This is a genomic window from Kitasatospora sp. NPDC030952 (assembly GCF_055571335.1).
Genome location: NZ_JBVIFM010000002.1, coordinates 191,715 through 214,681, shown reverse-complemented (window position 1 = coordinate 214,681; position 22,967 = coordinate 191,715). Strand labels below are relative to the sequence as shown.

19 protein-coding genes are annotated in these 22,967 nt (G+C 73.1%); 10 read left to right on the top strand and 9 right to left on the bottom strand.

Annotated features, from left to right (window positions below; all coding sequences use genetic code 11):
• Nucleotides 1–79 precede the first annotated feature (79 nt).
• The 4 genes from ACZ47G_RS05825 to ACZ47G_RS05810 form a co-directional block, all read right to left on the bottom strand.
• On the bottom strand, nt 80–2,455 hold the full coding sequence (locus ACZ47G_RS05825) for an SDR family NAD(P)-dependent oxidoreductase (protein ID WP_465740214.1): 2,376 nt from the start codon (nt 2,453–2,455) through the stop codon (nt 80–82).
• Between the two features lie 219 nt (nt 2,456–2,674).
• Nucleotides 2,675–3,175: a phenolic acid decarboxylase gene (locus ACZ47G_RS05820; RefSeq protein ID WP_465740213.1), complete on the bottom strand. Its 501-nt coding sequence runs from the start codon at nt 3,173–3,175 to the stop codon at nt 2,675–2,677.
• Nucleotides 3,176–3,270: 95 nt separating this feature from the next.
• Nucleotides 3,271–4,794, bottom strand: a complete 1,524-nt coding sequence (locus tag ACZ47G_RS05815) for an HAL/PAL/TAL family ammonia-lyase (RefSeq protein WP_465740212.1) — start codon at nt 4,792–4,794, stop codon at nt 3,271–3,273.
• Nucleotides 4,795–5,556: 762 nt separating this feature from the next.
• Nucleotides 5,557–6,351 (bottom strand): exodeoxyribonuclease III, encoded by a 795-nt coding sequence (locus ACZ47G_RS05810; RefSeq protein WP_465740554.1) that lies wholly within the window; start codon nt 6,349–6,351, stop codon nt 5,557–5,559.
• Between the two features lie 296 nt (nt 6,352–6,647).
• Between ACZ47G_RS05810 and ACZ47G_RS05805 the strand changes: the two genes are divergently transcribed.
• Nucleotides 6,648–7,421 carry a GntR family transcriptional regulator gene (locus tag ACZ47G_RS05805; RefSeq protein ID WP_465740211.1) on the top strand — a complete coding sequence of 258 codons (774 nt, stop codon included), beginning with the start codon at nt 6,648–6,650 and terminating at the stop codon, nt 7,419–7,421.
• Nucleotides 7,422–7,548: 127 nt separating this feature from the next.
• Here the strand turns inward: ACZ47G_RS05805 and ACZ47G_RS05800 are convergent, their stop codons facing one another.
• From ACZ47G_RS05800 to ACZ47G_RS05790, 3 genes are all read right to left on the bottom strand, one after another.
• Entirely contained in the window at nt 7,549–8,712 is a 1,164-nt protein-coding gene (locus ACZ47G_RS05800; RefSeq protein WP_465740210.1) for an ROK family protein, read from the bottom strand.
• 249 nt (nt 8,713–8,961) lie between these two features.
• Complete coding sequence (locus ACZ47G_RS05795) at nt 8,962–9,243, bottom strand: hypothetical protein (protein ID WP_465740209.1); 282 nt, start codon at nt 9,241–9,243, stop codon at nt 8,962–8,964.
• 160 nt (nt 9,244–9,403) lie between these two features.
• A complete protein-coding gene (locus ACZ47G_RS05790) occupies nt 9,404–10,948 on the bottom strand; it encodes a hypothetical protein (RefSeq protein ID WP_465740208.1) in 1,545 nt (514 codons plus the stop codon).
• Between the two features lie 277 nt (nt 10,949–11,225).
• On the opposite strand from ACZ47G_RS05790, the gene paaK reads away from it, so the two are divergent.
• Nucleotides 11,226–12,563, top strand: coding sequence for a phenylacetate--CoA ligase PaaK (gene paaK / locus ACZ47G_RS05785; protein ID WP_465740207.1), 1,338 nt, complete (start codon nt 11,226–11,228; stop codon nt 12,561–12,563).
• A 134-nt stretch (nt 12,564–12,697) separates the two neighbouring features.
• Here the strand turns inward: paaK and ACZ47G_RS05780 are convergent, their stop codons facing one another.
• A complete protein-coding gene (locus ACZ47G_RS05780; protein WP_465740206.1) occupies nt 12,698–13,492 on the bottom strand; it encodes a COG4705 family protein in 795 nt (264 codons plus the stop codon).
• 1 nt (nt 13,493) lies between these two features.
• Entirely contained in the window at nt 13,494–14,138 is a 645-nt protein-coding gene (locus ACZ47G_RS05775) for a PepSY domain-containing protein (RefSeq protein WP_465740205.1), read from the bottom strand.
• Nucleotides 14,139–14,374: 236 nt separating this feature from the next.
• On the opposite strand from ACZ47G_RS05775, the gene ACZ47G_RS05770 reads away from it, so the two are divergent.
• The 8 genes from ACZ47G_RS05770 (at nt 14,375) to ACZ47G_RS05735 (ending at nt 22,961) form a co-directional block, all read left to right on the top strand.
• The gene (locus ACZ47G_RS05770) at nt 14,375–15,052 is read left to right on the top strand and encodes a response regulator transcription factor (protein WP_465740204.1); all 678 of its coding nucleotides are present in this window, start codon (nt 14,375–14,377) and stop codon (nt 15,050–15,052) included.
• Between the two features lies 1 nt (nt 15,053).
• The gene (locus tag ACZ47G_RS05765) at nt 15,054–16,445 is read left to right on the top strand and encodes a sensor histidine kinase (protein WP_465740203.1); all 1,392 of its coding nucleotides are present in this window, start codon (nt 15,054–15,056) and stop codon (nt 16,443–16,445) included.
• Between the two features lie 172 nt (nt 16,446–16,617).
• Nucleotides 16,618–17,754 carry a sugar ABC transporter substrate-binding protein gene (locus ACZ47G_RS05760; RefSeq protein ID WP_465740202.1) on the top strand — a complete coding sequence of 379 codons (1,137 nt, stop codon included), beginning with the start codon at nt 16,618–16,620 and terminating at the stop codon, nt 17,752–17,754.
• A gap of 124 nt (nt 17,755–17,878) precedes the next feature.
• On the top strand, nt 17,879–18,658 hold the full coding sequence (locus ACZ47G_RS05755) for an ATP-binding cassette domain-containing protein (protein ID WP_465740201.1): 780 nt from the start codon (nt 17,879–17,881) through the stop codon (nt 18,656–18,658).
• A 74-nt stretch (nt 18,659–18,732) separates the two neighbouring features.
• Nucleotides 18,733–20,001, top strand: coding sequence for a sugar ABC transporter permease (locus ACZ47G_RS05750; protein ID WP_465740553.1), 1,269 nt, complete (start codon nt 18,733–18,735; stop codon nt 19,999–20,001).
• A 105-nt stretch (nt 20,002–20,106) separates the two neighbouring features.
• On the top strand, nt 20,107–20,778 hold the full coding sequence (locus ACZ47G_RS05745; protein ID WP_465740200.1) for a class I SAM-dependent methyltransferase: 672 nt from the start codon (nt 20,107–20,109) through the stop codon (nt 20,776–20,778).
• Nucleotides 20,779–20,836: 58 nt separating this feature from the next.
• Complete coding sequence (locus ACZ47G_RS05740) at nt 20,837–21,274, top strand: GNAT family N-acetyltransferase (protein ID WP_465740199.1); 438 nt, start codon at nt 20,837–20,839, stop codon at nt 21,272–21,274.
• 271 nt (nt 21,275–21,545) lie between these two features.
• Complete coding sequence (locus tag ACZ47G_RS05735; RefSeq protein WP_465740198.1) at nt 21,546–22,961, top strand: pyridoxal phosphate-dependent aminotransferase; 1,416 nt, start codon at nt 21,546–21,548, stop codon at nt 22,959–22,961.
• The last annotated feature ends 6 nt before the right edge of the window (nt 22,962–22,967 follow it).

Below are 22,967 nucleotides of genomic sequence, written 5' to 3'. Positions count from 1 at the left end.
TGTCCTGTCGTTGATCACGGCTATCGGTCGCACGACGGCGGTCCCCTCCGCGCCGCTTCCGAGATCGCGCCGGCCTTCGCTACCGCACACCGCTCGGGTCGGTGGAGGGCGGGCCGAGTACGTCGTCGACGGTCAGGTAGTGGCCCGAGCGATGGTCCGCGGCGCCCCCGGCGAGAGCTGTCACCGCCTCCACCGTGCGCTCGACCGGTGTCCCCCGGCCGTCCCGCAGTTGCTGCCGCAGCCAGTCCCGCTGGCGTGCGTACCACGGGGTGAGGGGGGCGTTGTCCGAGAGGGCCGTCGTGGTCAGTCCGGCTGCGACGATGCCGGGGTGGAGGCTGAAGGCGCTGACCCCGTGGCCGCGTGCCTCGGCGGCGATGTTCTCCATGCACTTGATTCCTGCGGCCTTGGCGACCGAGTACGCCGAGAGCGTGGGCCAGCGGTGCCGGCCGGCCGCGCTGCTGATGCTGATGATGCGTCCGCCGCCCTGCACGACCATGAAGGGCAGGACCGCGTGGGACGCGGCGGCGGTGCTCATCACATTGGCGCGCACGGCGTCCCACCACTGGTCGAGGTCCCCTTCCCAGAACGGGCCGATGGGGCCCTCGGTCCCGGCGTTGTCGATCAGGACGTCGATGCGGCCGAAGCCGTCGACGAGACGTCCGGCCACCGCTGCCGCCGCCCCCGGATCGGAGATGTCCCCGGGCAGGGGCAGCACCTCGGCCCCCTCGGCCCGCAGCTTCTCGGCGAGCTCCAGCACCGCCGGAGCGGTGCGGGCCGTGAGCCCCAGACGGGCCCCGGAAGCGGCGAACGCGGCGGCGAACGCCCTGCCGAGGCCGCCGGTGGCCCCGGTGAGCAGAACCACCGGCCCCTCGGACAATCGAGCGCCGGACGGTGCAGCGGCCGGGGCGGCGGGCAGGAGGGTGAGAGGCGCGGGGTTCAGCTCCTTACGGACTCCGGCGGTCGCCGGCTGCTCACGCAGCGCGGCGCGGTCGAGCTTTCCGCTGGCCAGGACGGGCAGTCGGGGGACGAAGTCCACGCTCCGAGGCACCTTGTAGCGGGCGAGCCGGTCACGGCAGTGGGCCAGCAACTCCTCGGCCGGGACCGGACGGTCCTGGTGGGTGACGATGACGGCGTGCGGGATCTCGCCACGCTTGGGATCGGGGCGGCCCACCACCACCGCCTCGGCCACGCCGGGGTGTTCGCGCAGCGCCTCTTCGACCTCGGCGGGGTACACGGTGTAGCCGTGAGTGAGGATCACATCCTTGCTGCGTCCGGTGAGCGTCACGCAGCCGTGTGCGTCCCGGCGGGCCAGGTCCCCGGTATGCAGCCAGCCAAGGCTGTCGCAGACCGGCACGATGTTCCAGGTACTGACCCGGTGACCCGGGGTGACCTGCGGCCCGCGCACCCACAACTCACCCACCTCGCCGTCCTCCACGGCGTTGCCCTCCGGCCCCGAGACGATCTTCGTCTCCAATCCGGGGACGGGCCTTCCAGCACTGCCCGGGCAGGTTCCCGGGCCGGGGCCCAGGCCCGGGCCCGACAGTTCGGTCATGCCCCAGCTCTCCAGCAGCGGTACGCCGGTCCGCTCCTGCCAGGACCGCCGCAGTTCCGCCGGCGTCTGCTGCCCGCCGGTCAGGCAACGCCGCAGCTGATCGGTGGCGGATCGGGGCGCGGGGGCGGCGAGCAGACTCGCGTACACGGTGGGTACCGCCTCCATGACGGTGACCCGGTGCCGGGCCATCCGCTCGGCCCACCGCTGCGGGTCGAACGCCTCCGGGGTGACGACCAGCGCGGCCCCGGCGAGCAGTGTCGAAGCTGCGACCAGATGACCGTAGGCGTGCGCCATGGGGATGGGCAGCGCGACCACGTCGTCGGCCGTCCGATGCCGGTGCCGCCAGTACTCGGTGGTCAGCCCCAGCGCCAGTTCGGTCAGCAGAAGCGCCTTGGGCCGGCCCGTCGTCCCCGAGGTGTGCATCACCAGACAGGGCGTCTGCGGCCCGCGGGCCGCACCGAGTCGGACCAGCACCTCGGCGGGGCGGTTCGCGGCCGCAGGCGCGGCGGCGGCGACCGGCAGCACCTGGGGCCGACGCTGCGCCGGTCCGTCCACCAGGCGCAGCATGCCCTCCTCACGCTCGGGGGGACAGAGCACGACCCGGGGCCGGGTCCGTTCCAGGACACGGCCGATCTCGGTGTCGGTGAGCGCCGGGTTGAGCGGCACGGCCACCAGGCCGGCCTTGAGCACTGCCAGGTAGGCCGCCAGCCAGGCCGCGCCGTTCGGCAGCAGCAGCGCCGCGTACTGCTCCTCCGACGACGGCCGCTCGACGACCTCCCCGGCCAGCGCGGCCGCCCACGCGTCGAGTTGCGCGTACGAAACGGTCGCGAGGTCGTCGATCACGGCCGGGCGCCCGCCGCCTGATCCGACTGCGGAAAGCAGTGCCTGCCGGAATACGGCCATGGTCAATCGTCCTGTCTGGATTCGGGGATGTCGGTGGCTCGGGGAGCGACCGGCAATGAGGGCGGCCGTATCCCGCCGTTCGACGTGATGGAACGTCAGGGAGTCTCCTTGGCACCGGAGTTATGGCCAGGCACCCGGGCACGTCCAGAGCCGGCCGGGGCCGGTGCCCGCGCTCGTGGCCCTTCCCGGACGGTGTCGCCCATCGATCGCCGACGTGCCTCAACGGTTGGTTTCGGGGCCTCGGTCGATGATCCGGTCGTTGTTCGCGCCCACGTCTTCGATGAGGGTGATCTCCGCGAACTCCGAGACGACATGGATGGGGTAGGTGGGGCCCGCGTCACGGTAGGCGCGCATGCGGTCCAGGTGGTCGTTCTGGAAGAGCACAGTGCGCTCGGGGTGCTCCTCGACCCAGCGCGGGAAGAAGATCACGCCGTGGGAGACGCCCTTGGCCGGCACCAGGGTGACGCAGACGGATGTGCCGGTGGGCTCGGTCCAGGAGATCTTGTAGACGCCGTCGGTGAGGGTCACGAGATCGACCTTCTGGTCCTTGACCCAGCGGCCGCCGACCATGCCGCTGTGGATGCGGTAGTCGATGGTCGTCGCATTCTTGACGTACATCTCGTAGCGCCAGCCGTTGGCGTAGGTGTACTCGAGTCGGCGCCCGACGATTCCGTCGACTGCCGCTGTCTCGGCGCCGGAACGTGTCGCATGCTCTGTCACGGGCTGTCTCCAATGTGGCTCTCTGAGGAGGTCCCAGGGCTGTGCCCTGGAATCGATGACGCTCCGGCGACCGGCTGCACAGCCGATCGGTTGCGTCAGATCTCGGGGAGGTAGGTGTCGCCGAGGTCGTCGAGAAGCGCGGCGGCGCGGCGCACGTCGACGTCCAGGGGCCGGTCCGGGTCGACCGGTGGGATCTCGTCGCTGATCCGGGCGAGGACTTCGGCGCACAGCGGCGCCGTCGGCCGACGAGCTCCCACATGGACCGCCTGACGCAGGGCCACGGCCAGGGATCCGTGCAGCAGCCGCAGCAGTGCTGCGGTGTCCAGGGCGTTGAACGCGGCCTGGGTGCCGAACGGGATCACGTCCTGGTTGTGCAGATTCGTCGGCAGGCTCTGGATCGAGGCCGGTGTCGCGGTGCGGCGCATCGACGCGATGAGCGCCGTGGCCGCCAACTGCACGCCCTGCACGGCGTGCTGACGTCCCGGCTCGGGGGCCAGCATGGGTGGCAGGCCGCCGTTGCGATGAGGGTCGATCAGCAGGTCGAGCTGCCGCTCGGCCAGGTTGCCCAGCTGCACGCCGGCCAGGTTGAGCAGGTCGGCGCTGAACGCGGCCGGCTGGCCGAAGAAGTTGCCACCGTGGGCGACCAGGTCCTGCTCCGCGAAGAACAGCGGGTTGTCACTGATGGCGTTGATGTCGTCCTGCATCACCGCGGCGCAGTGCTCCATCGAGGCGGCGGCCGCGCCGATCAGCTGAGGAGTGCAGCGGATGCTGTACGGCTCCTGCAAGGCGCGCGTGCCCGCAGGAACGTTTCCCTGGAGCAGGTGGCGAAGGTGCTCGCCGACCAGGGCCGTGTGCCGGTGCCCGAAGGCGGCGAGCAGGCTCGGGTCGAGGAAGGCCGCCGAACTGCCCAGGACGTCCACGAGCATGGCCGCGAGGAGCAGCGCACCGCGCAGTGACCGCCGCATGGCCAGGACGGCCAGGGCACCTGCGGCGGCCGTCAGGGACGTGCCGTTGACCAGTGCCAGGGCGTCGCGCCCGTCGAGCTGTACCGGTTCCAGGCCCAGCCGCGCGAGGGCCGCGTCAGCGGTGAGCCGCTCCCCGCCGGTGTAGGCGTGGCCACGGCCCTGTAACGCACGGGCGACATAGGCGAGCGGAATCAGATCGCCACTGGCACCCAGCGAACCCATCCGGGGCACCGCCGGCGCGAAATCCGTGGCCAAGGCGCGGGCCAGAGCCTCCACCGCGTTGAGGGACACGCCGGATCGGCCCTGGCACAGCGAATGCAGCCGCACTCGCATCGCCGCCCGCACCACCGAGGGCTCCAAGTCGGGGCCCTGGCCGGCGATGAGGTGGTTGAGCAGGTTCTCGCACTGCTCTGCCGCGCTGTCCCGTCCGGGGAAGGCGACCAGCGGGCCGAAGCCGGTGGTCGCCCCGTACACGGGCCGACCGCTGTCCAGACAACGGAGCAGGAACTCGCTGCACGACTGGACACGGTCACGCGTGGCGTCGTCGATCGCGATCCGCACCGGCTCACGCGCCTGCTCCACGTCGTGGAGTCGGAGCAGCGGGCCGGGGGGCATCGGCAGTGCCGGGCAGGACTTGTCAGCTACCGAGGTCACGCAGAAGCCTTCCTGTGGGGCGAAGAGCGAGGACTCCCCGAGGCCCCCGGGGACACCCCGGGGCACCGAGCGTCGGACCGGCGCCAGGTTGCGTTTCGGCGCCCGGCGCGACCGGTCCGTAAGCGCGGACGGTTCGGAGGTCGGTCGTCCTGTACCGGTCGTCCTGTACGGGTCGACGACGCTGCCTTTGGGGGGCAGCGCACAGTGATGCCATGCAGGTGGTCGGGGTGACCAGGCGACTCAACGGCTGGTCACCAGTTGCCGTGCGGCGAGCACGGTGATGCGGAGCGCGGAAGATCGAATGGTCATGCGCTCAGGCTAGGAGGCCGCTCCGCCCAACTGATGGCCCGTCATTCCGCTTCACTCGAAGGGGTGAACGGTTCGGGAGGCCGGAGACATCGGCCGAGCCGTTCGACCTGCTCCGCCGCCCGCGCGCCCGGTGGCCACCGCCCCGTGCCGCCGCCGATCACGGGACAGCGCCGAAGCGCCGACACTCCCTAACGGAGCGGCTCGTCGCCCTGGCCGACGAGTACCCACCGAAGGCAGCACCCGTCGACCTGCAGGCTGGGATCGGGGGTTCCGGGCTTCGTGAGGGCGAGTTCGACGAGCTTCTCGATGTGGGTGAGGCGTGACCGCGCCTCGGGAGGTGAACCTCCGATGTGTGCGGGATGAGGCCGAAGAAGCCGGATGCGTCGGGCAGGGCTGCAGCTGAAGGGGGGCCCTGCCGTGCGGCAGGGCCCCCCTTCCAGTAGCTCGGGCGGTTCAGTCGTCCAGGTCGTACGCCACCGTGACCGGGGCGTGGTCGCTCCACCGCTCCGCGTGGGTGTCGGCGCGTTCCACGCGGGCGTCGGTGGCGCGGGCGGCGAGGGCGGGGGTGGTGACCTGGAGGTCGATGCGCCAGCCGGAGTCGTTGTCGAAGGCGCGGCCGCGGTAGGACCACCAGGTGTAGGGGCCGGTGCGGTCGGGGTGGAGGGCGCGGACGACGTCGACGTAGCCGGCCTCGTCGTAGACGCGGGAGAGCCAGGCGCGTTCCTCGGGGAGGAAGCCGGCGGACTTCTGGTTGGCCTTCCAGTTCTTGAGGTCCTCGGGGCGGTGGGCGATGTTCCAGTCGCCGCAGACCACGACCTCGCGGCCGTCGGCGGCGGCGCGGGCGCGCAGGGCGGTGAGGTGGACGAGGAATTCCGCCATGAAGCGTTCCTTCTCGTCCTGGCGCTCGGTGCCGACTTCGCCGGAGGGCAGGTAGAGGCTGGCGACGGTGAGGCCCGGCAGGTCGATTTCCAGGTACCTGCCCGAATTGTCGAATTCCTCGGAGCCGAATCCGATCGTGCTGCGCTGCGGCTCCCGGCGGGACAGGATGGCGACGCCGGCCCGGCCCTTGGCGACCGACGGGGCCCAGAGCGCGTGCCAGCCGTCCAGGTCACGCAGTTCGACGGGCAGCTGCCCGGGTTCGGAGCGCACCTCCTGGAGGCAGATCACGTCCGCCTCGGTGCCGGCCAGCCACTCCACGAAGCCCTTCTTGGCGGCCGCCCGGATTCCGTTCACATTCACACTCGTCACCACGATCACCCGGGCAGCCTACCCATTGGCCGAGGCCGCCCCGCAGCGTGACGCGCGGCCGCGGGCCGTCCCGAAGGGCTGTCGTGAACGTGGCATGAATGTTCGCGACGGTCGCACCAAGCCCTGTCATTGGTCTTGACCATCTCCGGACGGAACACCTAGGGTCGCTTACTGCAAGGACCTTTAATAAAGAAGGACGGATAAAGGCCCGCTCTCCCACCTGCCGCAACAGCGGGCAGCGGGCCCGGGATCCGCCCTCCTTGTCGTAGGGCGGACAAGACCAGGTGGAGGACACGGTGGGGACGACAGGACAGCTTTCGGCGGTGCCGGAACCGAAGTACTGGCACCTGCGCACGGTGCTGCTGCGGGCCATCGACACGGAGTTCTCCACCGGCCAGGTCCTGCCCAACGAGCGCGAGCTGTCCGCCCGCTTCGGGGTGGCCCGGGCGACGCTGCGGCAGGCCCTGGACCAGCTGGAGCTGGAGGGCCGGCTGGTCCGCCGCCGGGGGATCGGCACCCTGATCGCCGCCCCGCGGGTCGGCGTCCCGGTGAACCGGCAGGAGGAGGGCTGGCCCGGCGCCGGCCGCAGCCAGTCCTGGCGCACGGTCGACTGCACCACCGCCCCCGCGTCCGCGCAGCTGGCCAAGGGCCTCGGCATCGCCGAGGGCGCCACCGTGCACACCGTCCGCCGGGTCCGGCTGGTCGAGGGCCGCGCGATGGCCAGCGAGTCGCTGCACGTTCCGGCCTCCGCCCTGCCGCACCTGCCCGGCTTCCGTGCCGAGGGCGACCGCGCCCGCTCGGTGCTGCGCCAGCTGGAGCGCCTGGAGGTCGACGGTGAGTCCCGGGCCGTCGAGCTGGGCGTCGCCGAGGCCGACGAGGCCGTGCTGCTGGAGCGCCCCCCGGGCACCCCGGTGCTGGTCATGACCACCCAGTACGCCGCCGCCGGCCGTCTGGTGGCGCTCGCCGTCTCCACCTACCGCGCGGACACCTGCAAGCTGACCTTCGGCGAGACCGGCCTGGTCGAGGTCACCCCGGTCGGCGCGACCACCGAGGTCCGCACCGCCTCCTGAACCATTTCGCACCCACCCTCAGACAGTGGCCCGGACGCCCGACTGGCGTCCGGGCCACTGTCGTCGACGGCTGAGCCGCACCAGCGGCCGCACCGGCCCGTACCACCCGCCCGCTGGGCGGTACGCCTCACACCCGGGGCGGGTCGACCGCGAAGAGCTGGTCCTCGACGTGGTCCAGGGCGACTCGCAGGGCGCCCATCGAGACGACCTCGGAGCCGAGGGCGGCCAGCGCCACCTCGGGGGCGCGGAGGGTGAACTGGGCGAGGCGTTCGCGCAGCGGTTCGAGCACGCCGTCCAGGCCGGCCGCCCAGCCGCCGATGACCACCAGCTGGGGGTCGATGGCCAGGACCAGGGCCGCGACGCCCTGGACGAGCCGGGTGAGGAAGCGGTCCATGGCGACCTTGGCGACCTCGTCGCCCTCCCGGGCCAGCCGCAGGACCCGGGCGACGGCGGCCTCGTCCAGCGGGTTGAGCGGCTTGCCGGTGGTGGAGAGCAGCCGCTCGGGGGTGACCTCCTGGCCGAGCAGGTGCAGGGCGCCGATCTCGCCGGCGGCGCCGCCGTAGCCGCGGTGCAGTCTGCCGTTGATCAGGGAGCCGGCACCGGGGCTGAGGCCGGCCATCACGAAGACCACGTCGTCGGCGCCGACCGCCGCGCCCTGCCAGTGTTCGGCGATGGCGGCGAGGTTGGCGTCGTTCTCGATCAGGACGGGGCAGCGGAAGGAGCGGCGCAGCCGGGCGCCGAGGTCGAGGCCGGTCCAGCCGGGCATCGCGGTGCCGAGCCGGATGGTGCCCTCGCGGTCGACGATGCCGGGGGTGCCGATGCCGACGGCCCACAGGTTGTCCCGGGAGATGCCCGCCTTGCGCAGCACCTCGGCGACGGCGGTGCGGACGGCGGTGAGCCGGTCCTCGGCCTCCAGGGTCTCGTCGACCGGCTTGAAGTGACTGCCCACCACCTCGCCGGTGAGGTCGGCGAGGATGACCCGGATGTCGTGGACACCGATCTCGATGCCGAGGATGTGCCCGGCCTCGGCGCGGAAGCGGAACCAGCGGGCCGGGCGGCCGCGGCGGCCGGTGCCCTGCTGGCCGTCCTCCCGGGGCTGCTCGACCTCGGCGACGAGGCCGGTCTCGACCAGGCCCTCGATCACGCCCTCGACGGTGGGCCGGGAGAGCCCGGTCTCGCCGACGAGTTGGGTGAGGGTCACCGAGTGGCCGGTCCGCAGCGCCCGAAGCGTGACCGCGGCGTTGATCCGCCGCAGCAGCGAGGAGTCTCCTCCGGTGAGCCGATCCGCCAATGCGATGCCCTTCGCCGTTCGCGCGACTGCCCTGGCGCGCGGTGTCGAGTGCGCGGAGCCCACCGAATGGCCCGCGGGGGTCTGCCCCCGACGTGCGGTACGGGCGACGCTGGGCCGCCTGCACCAGGGCCGGGGGAAGCAGTGGGGAGCCTACCCGGGGACCGTGCCGGGCGGCGAGGATTCCCGCAGCTCACCCGGGCTTCGGTATCGAAATGGTACGGATCGGGTGGCGGTACGTGACCCGGGGCTTCACCCCTCGGGCACGGATGGCCCGCACACCGGGCGCAGCCCCCGTACGGCCCAGCGGGAGCGCACCGACAGCAGCGAGCCGACGCTCAGCCAGGAGCACGCCGAGAACGCGCTGACCACCGAGCCGGCCGAACCGATGGACAGCACGCTGCCGACCGAGCCGATCGAGAGGACGGAGCCGACCGAGCCGATGGACAGCAGCGAGCCGATGGAGCCGAGGGAGGCGATGGAACCGAGCGAGGCCCGGGAGCGGATCGAGCGCACGGGAGCGGGAGCGGCCATGTGCCCGATCGTAGCGCCGGTGCCGGCAGCCCACCCGTGGTCAGGCCACCCGGTGGCAGCCCATCCGCTGTCAGCCCACCCGTGGTCAGGCCACCCGGTGGCAGCCCACCCGCGGTCAGGCCACCCACCGGCAGCCCATCCGCCGTCAGTCCACCCGCCGTCAGTCCACCCGCGCGACGAACAGCCCCTGCCCGAGCAGCCCCATCGGGTGCCCGTCCGCCGGGAGGGTGAGCACCGTCGGGCAGCCCGCGGCGGTGAGGGCGGCCCGCCACTGCGGGGCCGGGTGGCCGGTGAAGCCCCGGGGGTCGCCGGTGATCAGCAGGTCGAGCTGTTCGGCGACGGGGGCGAGCAGCAGCAGCCGGCCGCCGGGGGCGAGCTGGTCGACCAGCGCCGGGGCCTCCTCCTCGGGTCGGCCGGCGGCGGTGGCGACGACGATGTCGTAGCGTCCGCCGTCGGGGGCGAGGTGGTGTTCGGCGTTCTGCCGGGGGCGGGCGGCGAGGGCGCGGGCGACGGCCGTCTCGGTGCCGTCGCGGTCGAGTTCGAGGATCCGCGGTGGCTGCGGCCCGGGGTGGGCCTCGACGGTGGCGCGGACGAGGGATCCGAGGGCGGTGCCGAGGTAGCCGCGGGCGGCGGACCAGCGGACCGGGGCGGCGGCCGGGCGGGGGGCCTCCTCGCCGGTGAGCAGCTTGGGCAGCCGCAGGGCGCCGCGCCGGACCCGGTCGAGGACGGCGGCGGTGCCGAGGCCGTCGGTCCAGCTGTCGACGGCGGGCCGCCAGGCCTCCCGGACCTCGGCGGAGCTGAGTTCGGGGGCGCCGTGGTAGATCGGGCCCTGGGCGCCGCCGTCCCGGCGGGCGATCAGGCCGTGCCGGGCGAGGGCGTCGAGCCAGTGGCCGACCCGGGGGCGCTGGGCGGGGGTGACCAGGGCGGTGGCGAGGAGTTCGGCCTCGGAGCGGCCGTGCCCGGGGTCGGTGAGCACTCCGGCCTGCTGGAGGGTGTGCAGCAGCGCGGTGAGGACGGCCCGGTCGAGGTGGGCGCCGAACTCGGTGAGCTGCCCGGCGGTGATGCCGATGCTGTGCTTCCAGGCGGCGGCGGTGGCGGCCTCGGTGTCGGCGCGCAGCCGGCGGTCGGCGGCTTCGGACCGGCTGTCGGGGGCGCGCAGGTGGGCGAGGACGGCGCCGAGGGCGTCGACGGCGGCGTAGACGTCGTCCTGCCGGGGTTCGGGGCCGACGTGCAGGACGAGCCGGAGGGCGCCGAGGTCGTGGTCGGCGAGGCCGGGTTGCCGGCTGAGCCGCCAGAGCAGGGCGGAGGGCAGGCTGAGGTGGGTGGTGCCGTTGGCGGCGAGGGCGGTGAGCTGCTCGTCGGGCCGCTGGTCGGGGTCGGCGCAGTGCACGGTGCCGCCGGCCAGCAGGGTGGCCAGGGCGAGTTCGACGGCGAGGTCGGTGGCGGGGTGCAGCACGGTGTGCCGGATGGGCGGCGGGCCGAGGACGCCGGCCCAGTGCCGGAGCCGTTCCTCGGCGGCGCGGGCGCTGGAGGGCGGCAGGGCGGCGTGTTCGGCGACGCGCTCGGCGAGGGCCCGGGGCAGGCCGCCCGGCGGGGAGACGCCGAGCAGCAGGCCGATGCCGCTGATCGCGCGTCCGTCGGCGACGACGGCGGGCCGGTCGCCGAACTCGCGCAGCGCGCTGACCAGCGCAGGGGTCGGGGCCAAGGTGATCACTCCGGGGTGCGGGGGAGAAGCCGCACCACTGAACCATGGGTCCGGGCCGGTGAGCGGGGCCTACGGGTAATAATTCCGTAATGATTTTCATATCGGCCAGCCAAGCGGTGGGCGCGATCCCGGCACGAACGCGCCGGAACTGCACATTCCGGAACCGCTGCGCGATCCCTTGACAGGTGGTTCGGGTGCTGGATTACTTGGCCTGGGCTTGCCCTGACCGAACGATCGGTTGGGCCCCGAGCCTCGGCCGACCTGCGGAGGAGCGACGATGACCGGCAGCGCACCCGACCCGGACCGACGCCTGGGCGAGCCGATTCCGCCCGCCCTGCTGGACGCCGGCGAGCGGATGAGCGTCGACGAACTGCGGGCCCACCAGCTCGACCGGCTGCGGGCCACCCTGCGGCACGCCTACGACCACGTCGAGCTCTACCGCCGCAAGTTCGACGCCGCCGGGGTGCACCCGGAGGACTGCCGCACCCTGGCGGACCTCGCCCGCTTCCCCTTCACCACCAAGGCCGACCTGCGCGAGGGCTACCCCTTCGGCATGTTCGCCGTCCCGATGGAGCAGGTCCGCCGGATCCACGCCTCCAGCGGCACCACCGGGCGCCCGACCGTGGTCGGCTACACCGAGAACGACCTCTCCATGTGGGCCGACGTGGTCGCCCGCTCGATCCGCGCCGCCGGCGGCCGACCCGGCCACAAGGTGCACATCGCCTACGGCTACGGGCTGTTCACCGGCGGCCTGGGCGCCCACTACGGCGCCGAGCGGGCCGGCTGCACCGTCATCCCGGCGTCCGGCGGGATGACCGCCCGCCAGGTGCAGCTGATCCAGGACTTCCGCCCCGAGATCATCATGGTCACCCCGTCCTACCTGCTGACCCTGCTGGACGAGTTCGAGAGGCAGGGCCTGGACCCGCGCGCCAGCTCGCTGCGGATCGGCATCTTCGGCGCCGAGCCCTGGACGGAGGAGATGCGGCGCGAGATCGAGGAGCGGCTCGACCTGCACGCCGTCGACATCTACGGCCTCTCCGAGGTGGTCGGCCCCGGCATCGCCCAGGAGTGCGTGGAGACCAAGGACGGGCTGCACATCTGGGAGGACCACTTCTACCCGGAGGTGGTGGACCCGTTCACGGATGACGTGCTGCCCGAGGGGGAGGGCGGCGAACTGGTCTTCACCTCGCTCACCAAGGAGGCCCTGCCGGTCATCCGCTACCGCACCCGCGACCTCAGCCGGCTGCTGCCGGGCACCGCGCGGCCGGCCTTCCGGCGGATGGAGAAGGTGACCGGGCGCAGCGACGACATGATCATCCTGCGCGGGGTGAACCTCTTCCCGACCCAGATCGAGGAGATCCTGCTGCGCACCCCGGGCGTCGCCCCGCACTTCCAGCTGCGGCTGACCCGGGAGGGGCGGCTGGACCGGCTGGCCGTCCGGGTGGAGGCCCGCCCGGAGGCGTCCGCCGAACTGCGCGAGGCGGCCCGGACGGAGATCGTCCGGGCGGTGAAGGACGGGGTGGGCGTGACGGTCGCGGTCGAGGTGGTGGACCCGTACACGCTGGAGCGCTCGGTCGGGAAGATCAAGCGGGTGGTGGACGAGCGGCCGCGCTGAGGCGAGCGCGTTGAGCGCTTGGCCGCGCTGAGGCGACCGCGTTGAGCCCTCGGCCGGGCTGAGGGACGGCGGAGGCGCACGGCTGTCCGGGGGGTGATGCCGTACGCCTCCGCCGTCTACAGAAATGTAGACGCTCAGTGGGCGGTGAGTCCAGCCGTCCGGCGGTGCGCCCGCGCGGACAGCGCCAGCGCCACCCCCATCAGCACCGCGAGCGCCAGGCTGACCGGGCCGGTGCCCAGGCCGATGCCGCCGCGGTCGGCGCCGACGCCCAGCCAGTCCGCGAACGAGGCGCCCAGCGGGCGGGTCAGCACGTACGCCCACCAGAACCCGGCCACCGGGCCCACCCAGCGGGCCCGCGAGGCCACCGCCGGGATCGAGATCAGCACCGCGAAGCCCAGCCCGGCCACCAGGTAGCCCAGGTGCAGGGTGGCCGCCGTCAGGTCGCCCAGCGCCGTGCCCAGCGCGAAGGTCAGCAGCACGGCCGCCCAGTAGAACAGCTCCCGGCGCAGCCCGGTCACCCGGTCGATCGCCAGCGAGCCCTCCACCCGGTGCCAGAGCAGGAACAGCGCCGCCAGCGCCACCGCCAGCGAGCCCGCCGACAGCGCGTACGGGACGCCCAGCGCCACGTGCGCCACGTCGGCGACCATCGTGCCGAACACGCTGACCATGACCACCACGGCCCAGTACAGCCCGGTCACGCAGCGGCGGGTCCGCAGCTGGACCAGGAGGGTCACGGCGAGCAGCAGCCCGGCGGCGGCCACCGCCAGCACGGGGTCGAAGGTCTTGGCGAGGAAGTCGGAGAGGGTCTCGCCCATGCCGGTGGTCAGCACCTTCACCAGCCAGAACCAGCCGTCCACGGACGGGACCTTGCTGGCGCCGGAAGGGGTGGTGCGACCGGGGGCGGGGCGGGTCGTCGTCGCGTGCGCCATGTCAGCCCTCGGAGCCGTCGGAGGTGTCGGAGCCTGCCGAGGAGCCGGCCGAGGCGCGGGCCGGGCCGGTGGTGTTGGACGTCAGCTCGCCGCTGGTGCCGTCCACCGTCACCAGGTGGCGCACGCCGTCCTGGCCGACGACCGTCACGGCCCAGGCGGCGCCACCGCCCTGCTCGGTGACCCGGCGCAGCGACTCGGCGCGGCCGCCGGGGACGGCGGCCTGGGCCTTCTCCAGGGCGGCGGAGGCGCCCAGCGACGGCAGCGCGGCCGGGGCCACACCGCGCCCCTGACCCTGCCCGTGCTGACGGTCGTGCCCGTGCCCCTGCCCCTGCTCGCGCCCCTTCCCGTCCGCGTGCCGGGACCCGTCCGCCTGCCCGTACCCGTGGCCGTCCTCGGACCGGGCCGCCGCCTCGCGGTGCCCGCGCCCGCTCTCCCCGTGCCCCTCATGGGCCACCGCGGCGACCGCCAGCCCGCCCGCACCGAGCAGCGCCACCGTCACCACCCCGGCCGTCAGCCGGCGCTCCCGCCCGGCCGCCCAGGCCCGCAGCCGTGCCGCGCGACGGCGCCGGGGCGTCAGCGGCGGCACCTCGGGGAGTTCCGGCTCCTCGCCGGTCGACGGGGTGACGGGAGACAGGGGATCGGTCATCGGGCGTACTCCTTGCCTGGGAAGTGCTGCGCTGCGCTCCGCGCCCGGCGATCATGGCGGACCGTACCTGAACCCCCGCTTAAGACCGACCGGCACATGGTGAGCAGCGTCGCGACGCCGGTGCACGCACCCCAACGCCGCTCCTTCACCCACTCACCATGTGCCGGTCGGTCTAAGCCCGACCGGCGATCCGAGCCCGGACAAGATCGCTCACGATCACCTGGCACCCTGAACGGATGCACATACTCGTCGTGGAGGACGAACAGCGGATGGCCACCGCGCTGCGGCGCGGCCTGGAGGCCGACGGCCACACCGTCGACACCGCCCACAACGGCCCCGAGGGACTCGCCCTCGCCGAGCGCCACCCCTATGACGTGATCGTCCTCGACATCATGCTGCCCGGCCTCAACGGCTACCGGGTCTGCGCCCGGCTGCGCGCGGGCGGCTGCCGGGCCGGCATCCTGATGCTCACCGCCAAGGACGGCGAGTGGGACGAGGCCGAGGCCCTGGACACCGGCGCCGACGACTACCTCTCCAAGCCGTTCTCCTTCGTCGTCCTGCTCGCCCGGCTGCGCGCCCTGCACCGGCGGATCGACCAGCAGCGCCCCCGGCTGCACACCCTCGGCGACCTCGTGCTGGACGCCAACGCCCGCACCTGCACCCGGGCCGGCACCCCCACCCACCTGACCGCCCGCGAGTTCGCGATCCTGGAGCACCTGGCCGCCCGCGCCGGGACGGTCGTCTCCAAGCGCGAGATCCTCGACCACGTCTGGGACGCCGGCCACGACGCCGACCCGAGCATCGTCGAGGTGCACGTCCACGCCCTGCGCCGCAAGATCGACGCCCCCTTCGGCCGCTCCGCCCTGCAGACCATGCGCGGCGCCGGCTACCGGCTCGACCCGGACGGCGGCTGAGATGCGCCGACTCCCGCACTGGGCGAGCCGGTTCGTGCCCCGTACGGTGCGCGCCCGGGCCACCGCGGCTGCGGGTACGGTGCTGGCCGCCGCGCTCACCCTGGCCGGGGCCGGGCTGCTCGCCGCCGTCCACGCCGACCTGGTCGCCTCGGCCGCCTCCGCCACCCGCCAGCAGGCCGACTCGGTCGCCCAACTCGCCCTCCAGGGACGGCTGCCGGCCGTCCTGCACACCGGGCACGGCACCGACTTCCTCCAGGTCGTCGACGCCCGCGGCACCGTGCTGGCCGCCAGCCCCAACCTGGTCGGCCGCGCCGCCCTCGCCACCGAACCGCGCACCGGCTCGCTCACCACCGACCAGGTCGACCCGCTCTACGACCACCACCGCCAGCGGCTCACCGTCGTCGTCGCCGACACCCCCGGCGGGCCGGTCACCGTCTACGCGGGCGCCTCGCTGCGCGCCGCCGACGAGGCGATGGACATCACCCAGGCCGGGCTGGCCGTCGCCTGCCCGCTGCTGCTGCTCACCGGCGTGGTGGTCACCTGGAAGGTCACCGGGCAGGCGCTGCGGCCGGTGGAGGCGATCCGCGCCGAGGTCGACGCCATTACCGGCCAGGACCTGCACCGGCGCGTCCCCGAACCCGGCACCGCCGACGAGATCGCCCGGCTCGCCGCCACCATGAACGCGATGCTCGACCGGCTGGAGGCCTCCGGCCGCCGGCAGCGGCAGTTCATCGCCGACGCCTCGCACGAACTGCGCAGCCCGCTCGCGGTGCTGCGCACCCAGCTGGAGGTCGCCGACACCCACCCCGACCAGGCCGTCCGCGCCGAACTGGTGCACGGCGCCCTGGCCGACACCGACCGGCTGCAGAACCTCGCCACCGACCTGCTGCTGCTCGCCCGCCTCGACGCCGGCGGCGCCGACGAGCGCCCCCGTCAGCGGATCGACCTCACCGACCTGGTCGCCACCACCGTGCCGGCCCGCCCCTGCGGCCCGCACCGCCGCACCACCGACCTCGCCCCGGACGTCACCGTCGAGGGCATCCCGCTCTGGCTCGGCCGGCTGCTCACCAACCTGCTGGACAACGCCGAGCGGCACGCGGCCGGCACCGTGCACGTCCGGCTGTCCACCGACCCGGCGCGCGGCCTGGCCCTGCTGGACGTCGAGGACGACGGCCCCGGCATCCCGCCCGCCGACCGGGAGCGCGTCTTCGAACGCTTCACCCGGCTGGACGACGCCCGCTCCCGCGACCACGGCGGCACCGGCCTGGGCCTGTCGATCGCCCGCGACATCGCCCGCCACCACCACGGCACACTCACCGTCACCCCCACCCCGGTCGGCGCCCGGCTCACCGCCGCGATCCCCCTTGCGGCCGACCCGGCGGCGGACGCCTGAGCGGCCCTCCGGCGGCCGGTGCCCGAACGGCTGACGCCCGAGCGGCCGATGCCCGAACGACCGACGCCCGAGCGGCCCCGGGACCCGTTCGGCGCAGCAGGGATCGTGGTGACGGCCGATGCTTCCCAGACTCGGAGGACGAGGGGGTGGACTCGACCGGAGAGGCATCCTCATGAGCATCGGGCTTCGTCGCATCCTCGCGGTGACCGCAGTGGTCTCCCTCGGCCTGGGCGCCGCGTCCTGCGGCAGCGCCAAGCAGTCCTCGTCGGGCGGCGGTTCGTCGGGCTCCGCCGCCGGGGGCGCCGGGGCGAGCGGCACCGTGGCGGTGGGGGCGGTGCGGATCGGCCTGCTGCTGCCCGAGAGCAAGACCACCCGCTACGAGCAGTTCGACCGCCCGCTGATCGAGCAGAAGATCAAGCAGCTGGCGCCCCAGGCGCAGATCGACTACTACAACGCCAACCAGGACGCGACCCTCCAGCAGACCCAGGTGGACACCGCCCTCACCAAGGGCGACAAGGTGCTGATCCTGGACGCGGTGGACGCCAAGTCGATCCAGTCCTCCGTCCAGAAGGCCCACGACGCGGGCGTCAAGGTGCTGGCCTACGACCGGCTCGCCCAGGGCCCGGCCGACGCGTACGTGTCCTTCGACAACCACAAGGTCGGTGAACTCCAGGGCCAGGCCCTGGTGGCGGCGGTCGGCGGCAAGTCGGGCGCGGGCGAGATCTTCATGATCAACGGCTCGCCCACCGACCCCAACGCGGCCGACTTCAAGGCCGGCGCGCACAGCGCGATCGACGGCAAGCTGAAGATCGGCAAGGAGTACGACACCCCCCAGTGGGACCCGAACACCGCCAACCAGGAGGCCGCCGCCGCCATCACCGCGATCGGCGGGAGCAATGTGGTCGGCGCCTACTCGGCCAACGACGGCATGGCGGCGGGCGTCGCGACCGCTCTCAAGGCGGCCGGCCTGAGCGTCCCGCTGACCGGCCAGGACGCCCAGATCGACGGCATCCAGCGGATCGTGGCCGGCACCCAGACCATGACGATCTACAAGCCGTTCAAGCCGGAGACCGACACCGCCGGGCAGATGGCCGTCGCGCTGGCCGCCGGCAAGACCCTGGACTCCACCCTGGCGCCGACCACGGTCACCAACGGCAGCGGCAACAAGATGCCGGCCAACCTGATCACCCCGGTCGTCGTCGACAAGAACAACATCAAGACCACCGTGGTCCAGGACGGCCTCTACACCGTCGCCCAGATCTGCACGCCGGACTACGCCGACGCCTGCAAGAGCGCCGGCCTCCAGTAGCCGGCCGCACCGCGACAGCCGGCGGCACCCTCCGAAGCCGGCAGCACCGTCCGAAGCCGGCAGCACCCTCCGAAGCCGAACGGCCCCGCCCCACCATCGGGGCGGGGCAAGGAAGTTGGTCACTGTGGCAGGTGAGACCGTACTGGCCCTGCGCGGGGTCTCCAAACGGTTCGGCGCCGTCCAGGCGCTCACCGACATCGAACTGGAGGTGCACACCGGCGAGGTGCTGGCCCTGGTGGGCGACAACGGCGCCGGCAAGTCCACCCTGGTCAAGGCGATCGCCGGGGTGCACCAGCCCGACGAGGGCGCCATCGAGTGGCAGGGCCGTCCGGTGGGCATCCACCGGCCGCAGGACGCCCAGCAGTTGGGCATCGCCACGGTCTACCAGGACCTCGCGCTGTGCGACAACCTCGACGTGGTCGGGAACCTCTTCCTCGGCCGCGAGATCCGCCGCTTCGGCATCCTCGACGAGGTCGCGATGGAGAAGCGCTCCCGGGCGCTGCTGGACACCCTCTCCATCCGCATCCCCAGCGTGCGGATCCCGGTCGCCTCGCTCTCCGGCGGCCAGCGGCAGGTCGTCGCGATCGCCCGCGCGCTGATCGGCTCGCCCAAGGTCGTGATGCTGGACGAGCCGACCGCGGCCCTGGGCGTCGAACAGACCGCCCAGGTGCTCGACCTGGTCGAGCGGCTGCGCGAGCAGGACCACGGCGTGATCCTGATCAGCCACAACATGGCGGACGTGATGGCCGTCGCGGACACCGTCGCGGTGCTGCGCCTCGGCCGCAACAACGGCGTCTTCGACAAGCGCCACACCAACCAGGAAGAGATCATCTCGGCCATCACCGGCGCCACGGACAACGCCGTGACCCGCCGCAGGGCCCGCGGCCAGGAGGGTTCCCAGTGAGCGACCACAATCCCGGGAGCCTCCCCGGCGACGAACCCGGACGCCACCGCCGCCCGCCGCTGCCCGAGGAGAGCATGCCCACCGGCGGCGTCAACGCGCCCGTCCCGGTGGCCCCGGAGGCCACCCCCGCGGTCGACCCCCGGCTGATCGTCCGCCAGGAGGGCGTCAAGGGCTACCTGGGCGAGTTCCGCCGCCGGATGAGCAGCGGCGAACTGGGCTCGCTGCCCGTGGTGCTGGCGCTGATCGTGATCTGGGCGGTGTTCGGCAGCCTCAACAGCAGCTTCCTGTCCGCCCAGAACCTCTCCAACCTGTCCCAGCAGATCGTCGGCACCGGCATGATCGCGATCGGCGTGGTCTTCGTGCTGCTGCTCGGCGAGATCGACCTCTCGGTCGGCTCGGTCAGCGGACTGTGCGCGGCGATCTTCGCCGTGCTGAACGTCAGCAACGGCGTCAACCAGTGGGTCGCCCTGATCACCGCGATCGTCGGCGGCGCGATCGTCGGCACGATCCACGGCTTCTTCTTCGCCAAGGTCGGCGTCCCCGCCTTCGTCGTCACCCTGGCCGGCAACCTCGGCTGGAACGGCCTGATGCTCCAGGTGCTCGGCGCCAGCGGCACCGTCAACCTCTCCGGCAAGGACATCGTCTCCCGGCTCTACAGCACCATCTACGGCCAGCAGATCGCCGCCTACGGCACCGCGGCGATCGGCGTCGCGCTGTTCCTGTTCGCCTCGCTGATCGACGCCCGCCGACGGCAGGCCGCGGGCGTCCCCTCCCGGCCGGCCGCCGACATCGTGCTGCGCACCGTGCTGCTGGCCGTCATCGCCTTCCTCGCCGCCTACACGCTCAACCAGTACAAGGGGCTGCCGCTGGCCCTGCTGATCTTCCTGATCTTCATCGTGGTGCTGGACTTCGTGCTGCGCCGCACCTCCTACGGGCGGCAGGTGTTCGCGCTCGGCGGCAACATCGAGGGCGCCCGCCGGGCCGGCATCAACATCTCCTGGATCCGGATCAGCGTCTTCGCGATCTGCTCCACCATGGCCGGGATCGGCGGCCTCTTCCTGGCCGCCCAGATCCAGTCCGCGAGCCAGACCTCCGGCGGCGGCAACCTGCTGATGAACGCCATCGCGGCGGCCGTCATCGGCGGTACCAGCCTGTTCGGCGGGCGCGGCAAGACCTGGTCGGCGCTGCTCGGTGCGCTGGTGATCGGCTCGATCCAGTCCGGGATGAACATCCAGGGCCTGAGCAACGCCATCCAGTTCATGATCACCGGCGCGGTGCTGCTGGCCGCCGTCGTGATCGACTCGCTGGCCCGGCGCACCCAGCGGGCGGCCGGCCGGGCCTGAGCGGCACCCGGTGGGCAGTCGGCCGGGCCTGAGCGGCACCCGGCGGGCGGCCGGCCGGGCCTGAGCGGCACCCGGTGGTCCTGACGCCTGCCCTATGCTGCGGGAATGCCGAGTGAGCTGCGAGTTCATCGACCAGGCACCGATCAGGCGTTCATCCTGCGGGAGACCGAACTGACGCCCGTGCCCTTCGTGCCCGAGATCCGCCTCCAGATGGCGCAGGACGCCATCGCACTGTGGGAGACCACCGAGCGCGACCGCGGACTGGCCGGACTGCCGCCGCCGTTCTGGGCGTTCGCCTGGGCCGGCGGGGTCGCGGTCGCCCGCTACGTGCTGGACCACCCCGAACTGGTCGACGGGCGGGCGGTGCTGGACATCGCGGCCGGATCCGGACTGGTCGGGGTGGCGGCCGCGCTGCGCGGCGCGAAGGACGTCCGGGCCGCCGAGATCGACGCCTACGCCGTCGCCGCGATCGGACTCAACGCCGAGGCCAACGGCGTACGGGTGGCCGGTGCACTGGTCGACCTGGTGGACGGCGACGGCGCGCCCGCCGAGGTGGTGCTGGCCGGCGACGTCTTCTACGAACGCGCCATGGCCGCCCGCTTCCTGCCCTTCCTGGAACGGGCCGCCGCCCGCGGCGCCACCGTGATCGTCGGCGACCCGGGCCGCGCCTACCTGCCCCGGGAGCGGTTCACCGCGGTGGCCGCGTACCGGGTGCCGGTGGTGGCGGACCTGGAGGACACCTCGGTCAAGACCACCACGGTGTGGCGGCTCGGCTGACCGTCCGCAGCGCGGAATTCCCGGCGGCGCCGCCGGACAACCCGCTAGACAGGCCGACATGACCGAACAGATCGTGGTGCGCACCGCCGTACCGGAGGAGATGCCCGCCCTGCTCGCCCTCTGGGCCCGGGCCGCCAAGGGCACCAGCATCACCGACGACGCGGCGGGCGTCGCCGCACTGCTCGCCCGGGACCGGGACTGCCTGCTCGTGGCCGCCGCGGCCGAGGACCCGGGCACCCCGCTCGGCACCGTGATCGCCGGCTGGGACGGCTGGCGGTGCCACCTCTACCGCCTCGCCGTCGACCCCGAGCACCGCCGCCGCGGCATCGGCGCCGCCCTGCTGGCCGCCGCCGAGGAGCGCTTCGCCGCCCTCGGCGGCCGGCGGGTCGACGCGATGGTGCTGGACGACAACGCCCTCGGCCACCGCACCTGGCAGGCGGCCGGCTACCACCCGCAACCCCAGTGGAGCCGCTGGGTCAAGCCACTGCCCGCCTGACCACTGCGCACGGCGGCGGTCATGTCCAAGGCCGTCCGACTGATCACCGTCACGGCAGCGTCTTCGGCAACCCGGGGGACCAGCCGCTGGTCGGCAACTGGGGCTGAGCGGGCCGTCCGTGGCCCTCGGGCGGGGACGGCGCCCGCACGCCGTCCGGACGGCCGCCGAGTGCTGGCGGCCGTCCGTCGTGCGTGGTCCGCTGGGGCCGATGCGCGTGCGAACGGTCACGTCGCGTCACTCCGACCCGCCGCCCACCCGACAGGGGACCCCCATGACCATGACCGAGAACGGCCGCAAGCTCGGCTCGCCCGAGGCCGCCGCCGAGGTCCTGGCCGGCCTGACCGACTTCGAGCAGGCCCTCGCCTTCTACCACCAGCACCTGGCCCCGGACACCGCGGTCAACCTCTCCGTCGCCGAGAACGTCCTGCTCTACCGGCACTCGATGGACGCCGAGGTGTTCAAGAAGATCAAGCTGATCCCCGAGCGGAACATCCAGTACACGGCCTCGGCCGGCACCCCGCAGCTGCGCGGGCAGGTCGCCGAGCTGCTCGGCCGGGCCTTCGGGCGCACCGTCTCGCCGGACGACGTGTTCGGCTGCGCCGGGGTCTCCTCGGCGCTGGAGTGCATCGCCTTCGGGCTGATGCGCAAGGGCGCCGGCACGCCCGCGCTCAAGCCGGGGGACGAGGTGCTGATCCCGGCGCCGTACTGGCAGGGCTTCAACTGGTCGTTCGAGGAGCGGCCCAAGCTCAAGTGCGTCCCGGTGAACCTGCCCACCAGCGGGCCGGACCGCTACCGGCTCACCCTGGACCTGATCGTCCAGGCCTACGAGGCGCGCCAGAAGGCCGGCCACCGCCCGCGGCTGCTGGTCCTCACCAACCCGCACAACCCGCTGGGCGTCAACTACGACAAGGCGCTGCTGGAGGAGATCTACGCCTGGGCGATGGCGTACACCGACCTGCACGTGATCTCGGACGAGATCTACTGCCACTCCCAACTCGACAGCTCCAGCACGCCGTTCACCAGCGCGGTGCAGCTGGGCGCGTACTCCGGCTTCGCCGAGCGGATCCACCTGGTGTGGGGCTTCGCCAAGGACTTCGGTCTGTCCGGCTTCCGCACCGGCTTCGTGGTCTCCAAGAACCCCGCCGTGCACCGGGCCATGCTGGGCGGCAACGACCCGGCGGAGAAGACCCACCCGCTGCCCTGGTTCACCCCCTTCGACTCGCTGAAGACGTACGTCATCGGGGAGTTGCTCAGCGCCCACCACAACGGCGAGCACTACACGACGTACGCGATGAAGACGTACCCCGGGCTGCTCAGCGACAGCTTCCGCGCCGTCAAGGGGGCGCTGGACGCGGCCGGGATCAAGTACGTCCACCGGGACGGCGACAACTCGGCGATGTTCTTCTGGCTCGACCTGACCGAGTACCTCGGCAAGCGGGTGGACCGGGAGAACCCCGAGCGGTCGGTGCTCAGCGCGAAGGGGCTCAAGGCGGACGGGCTCGATCCGGACGAGGAGTGGCTGTTCGACTACCTCGCCGTCAAGCCCACCGAGGTCACCCTGCTGCCCGGCGGCGTCATGCACAACCCCGTGCCCGGGTTCTTCCGGCTCTGCTTCACCGCGAGCCCGGCGGCGGACGTGGTGGCCGCCGTGGGGCGGATGGCCACGGCGCTCGGCAAGTTGACCTGACCGGGT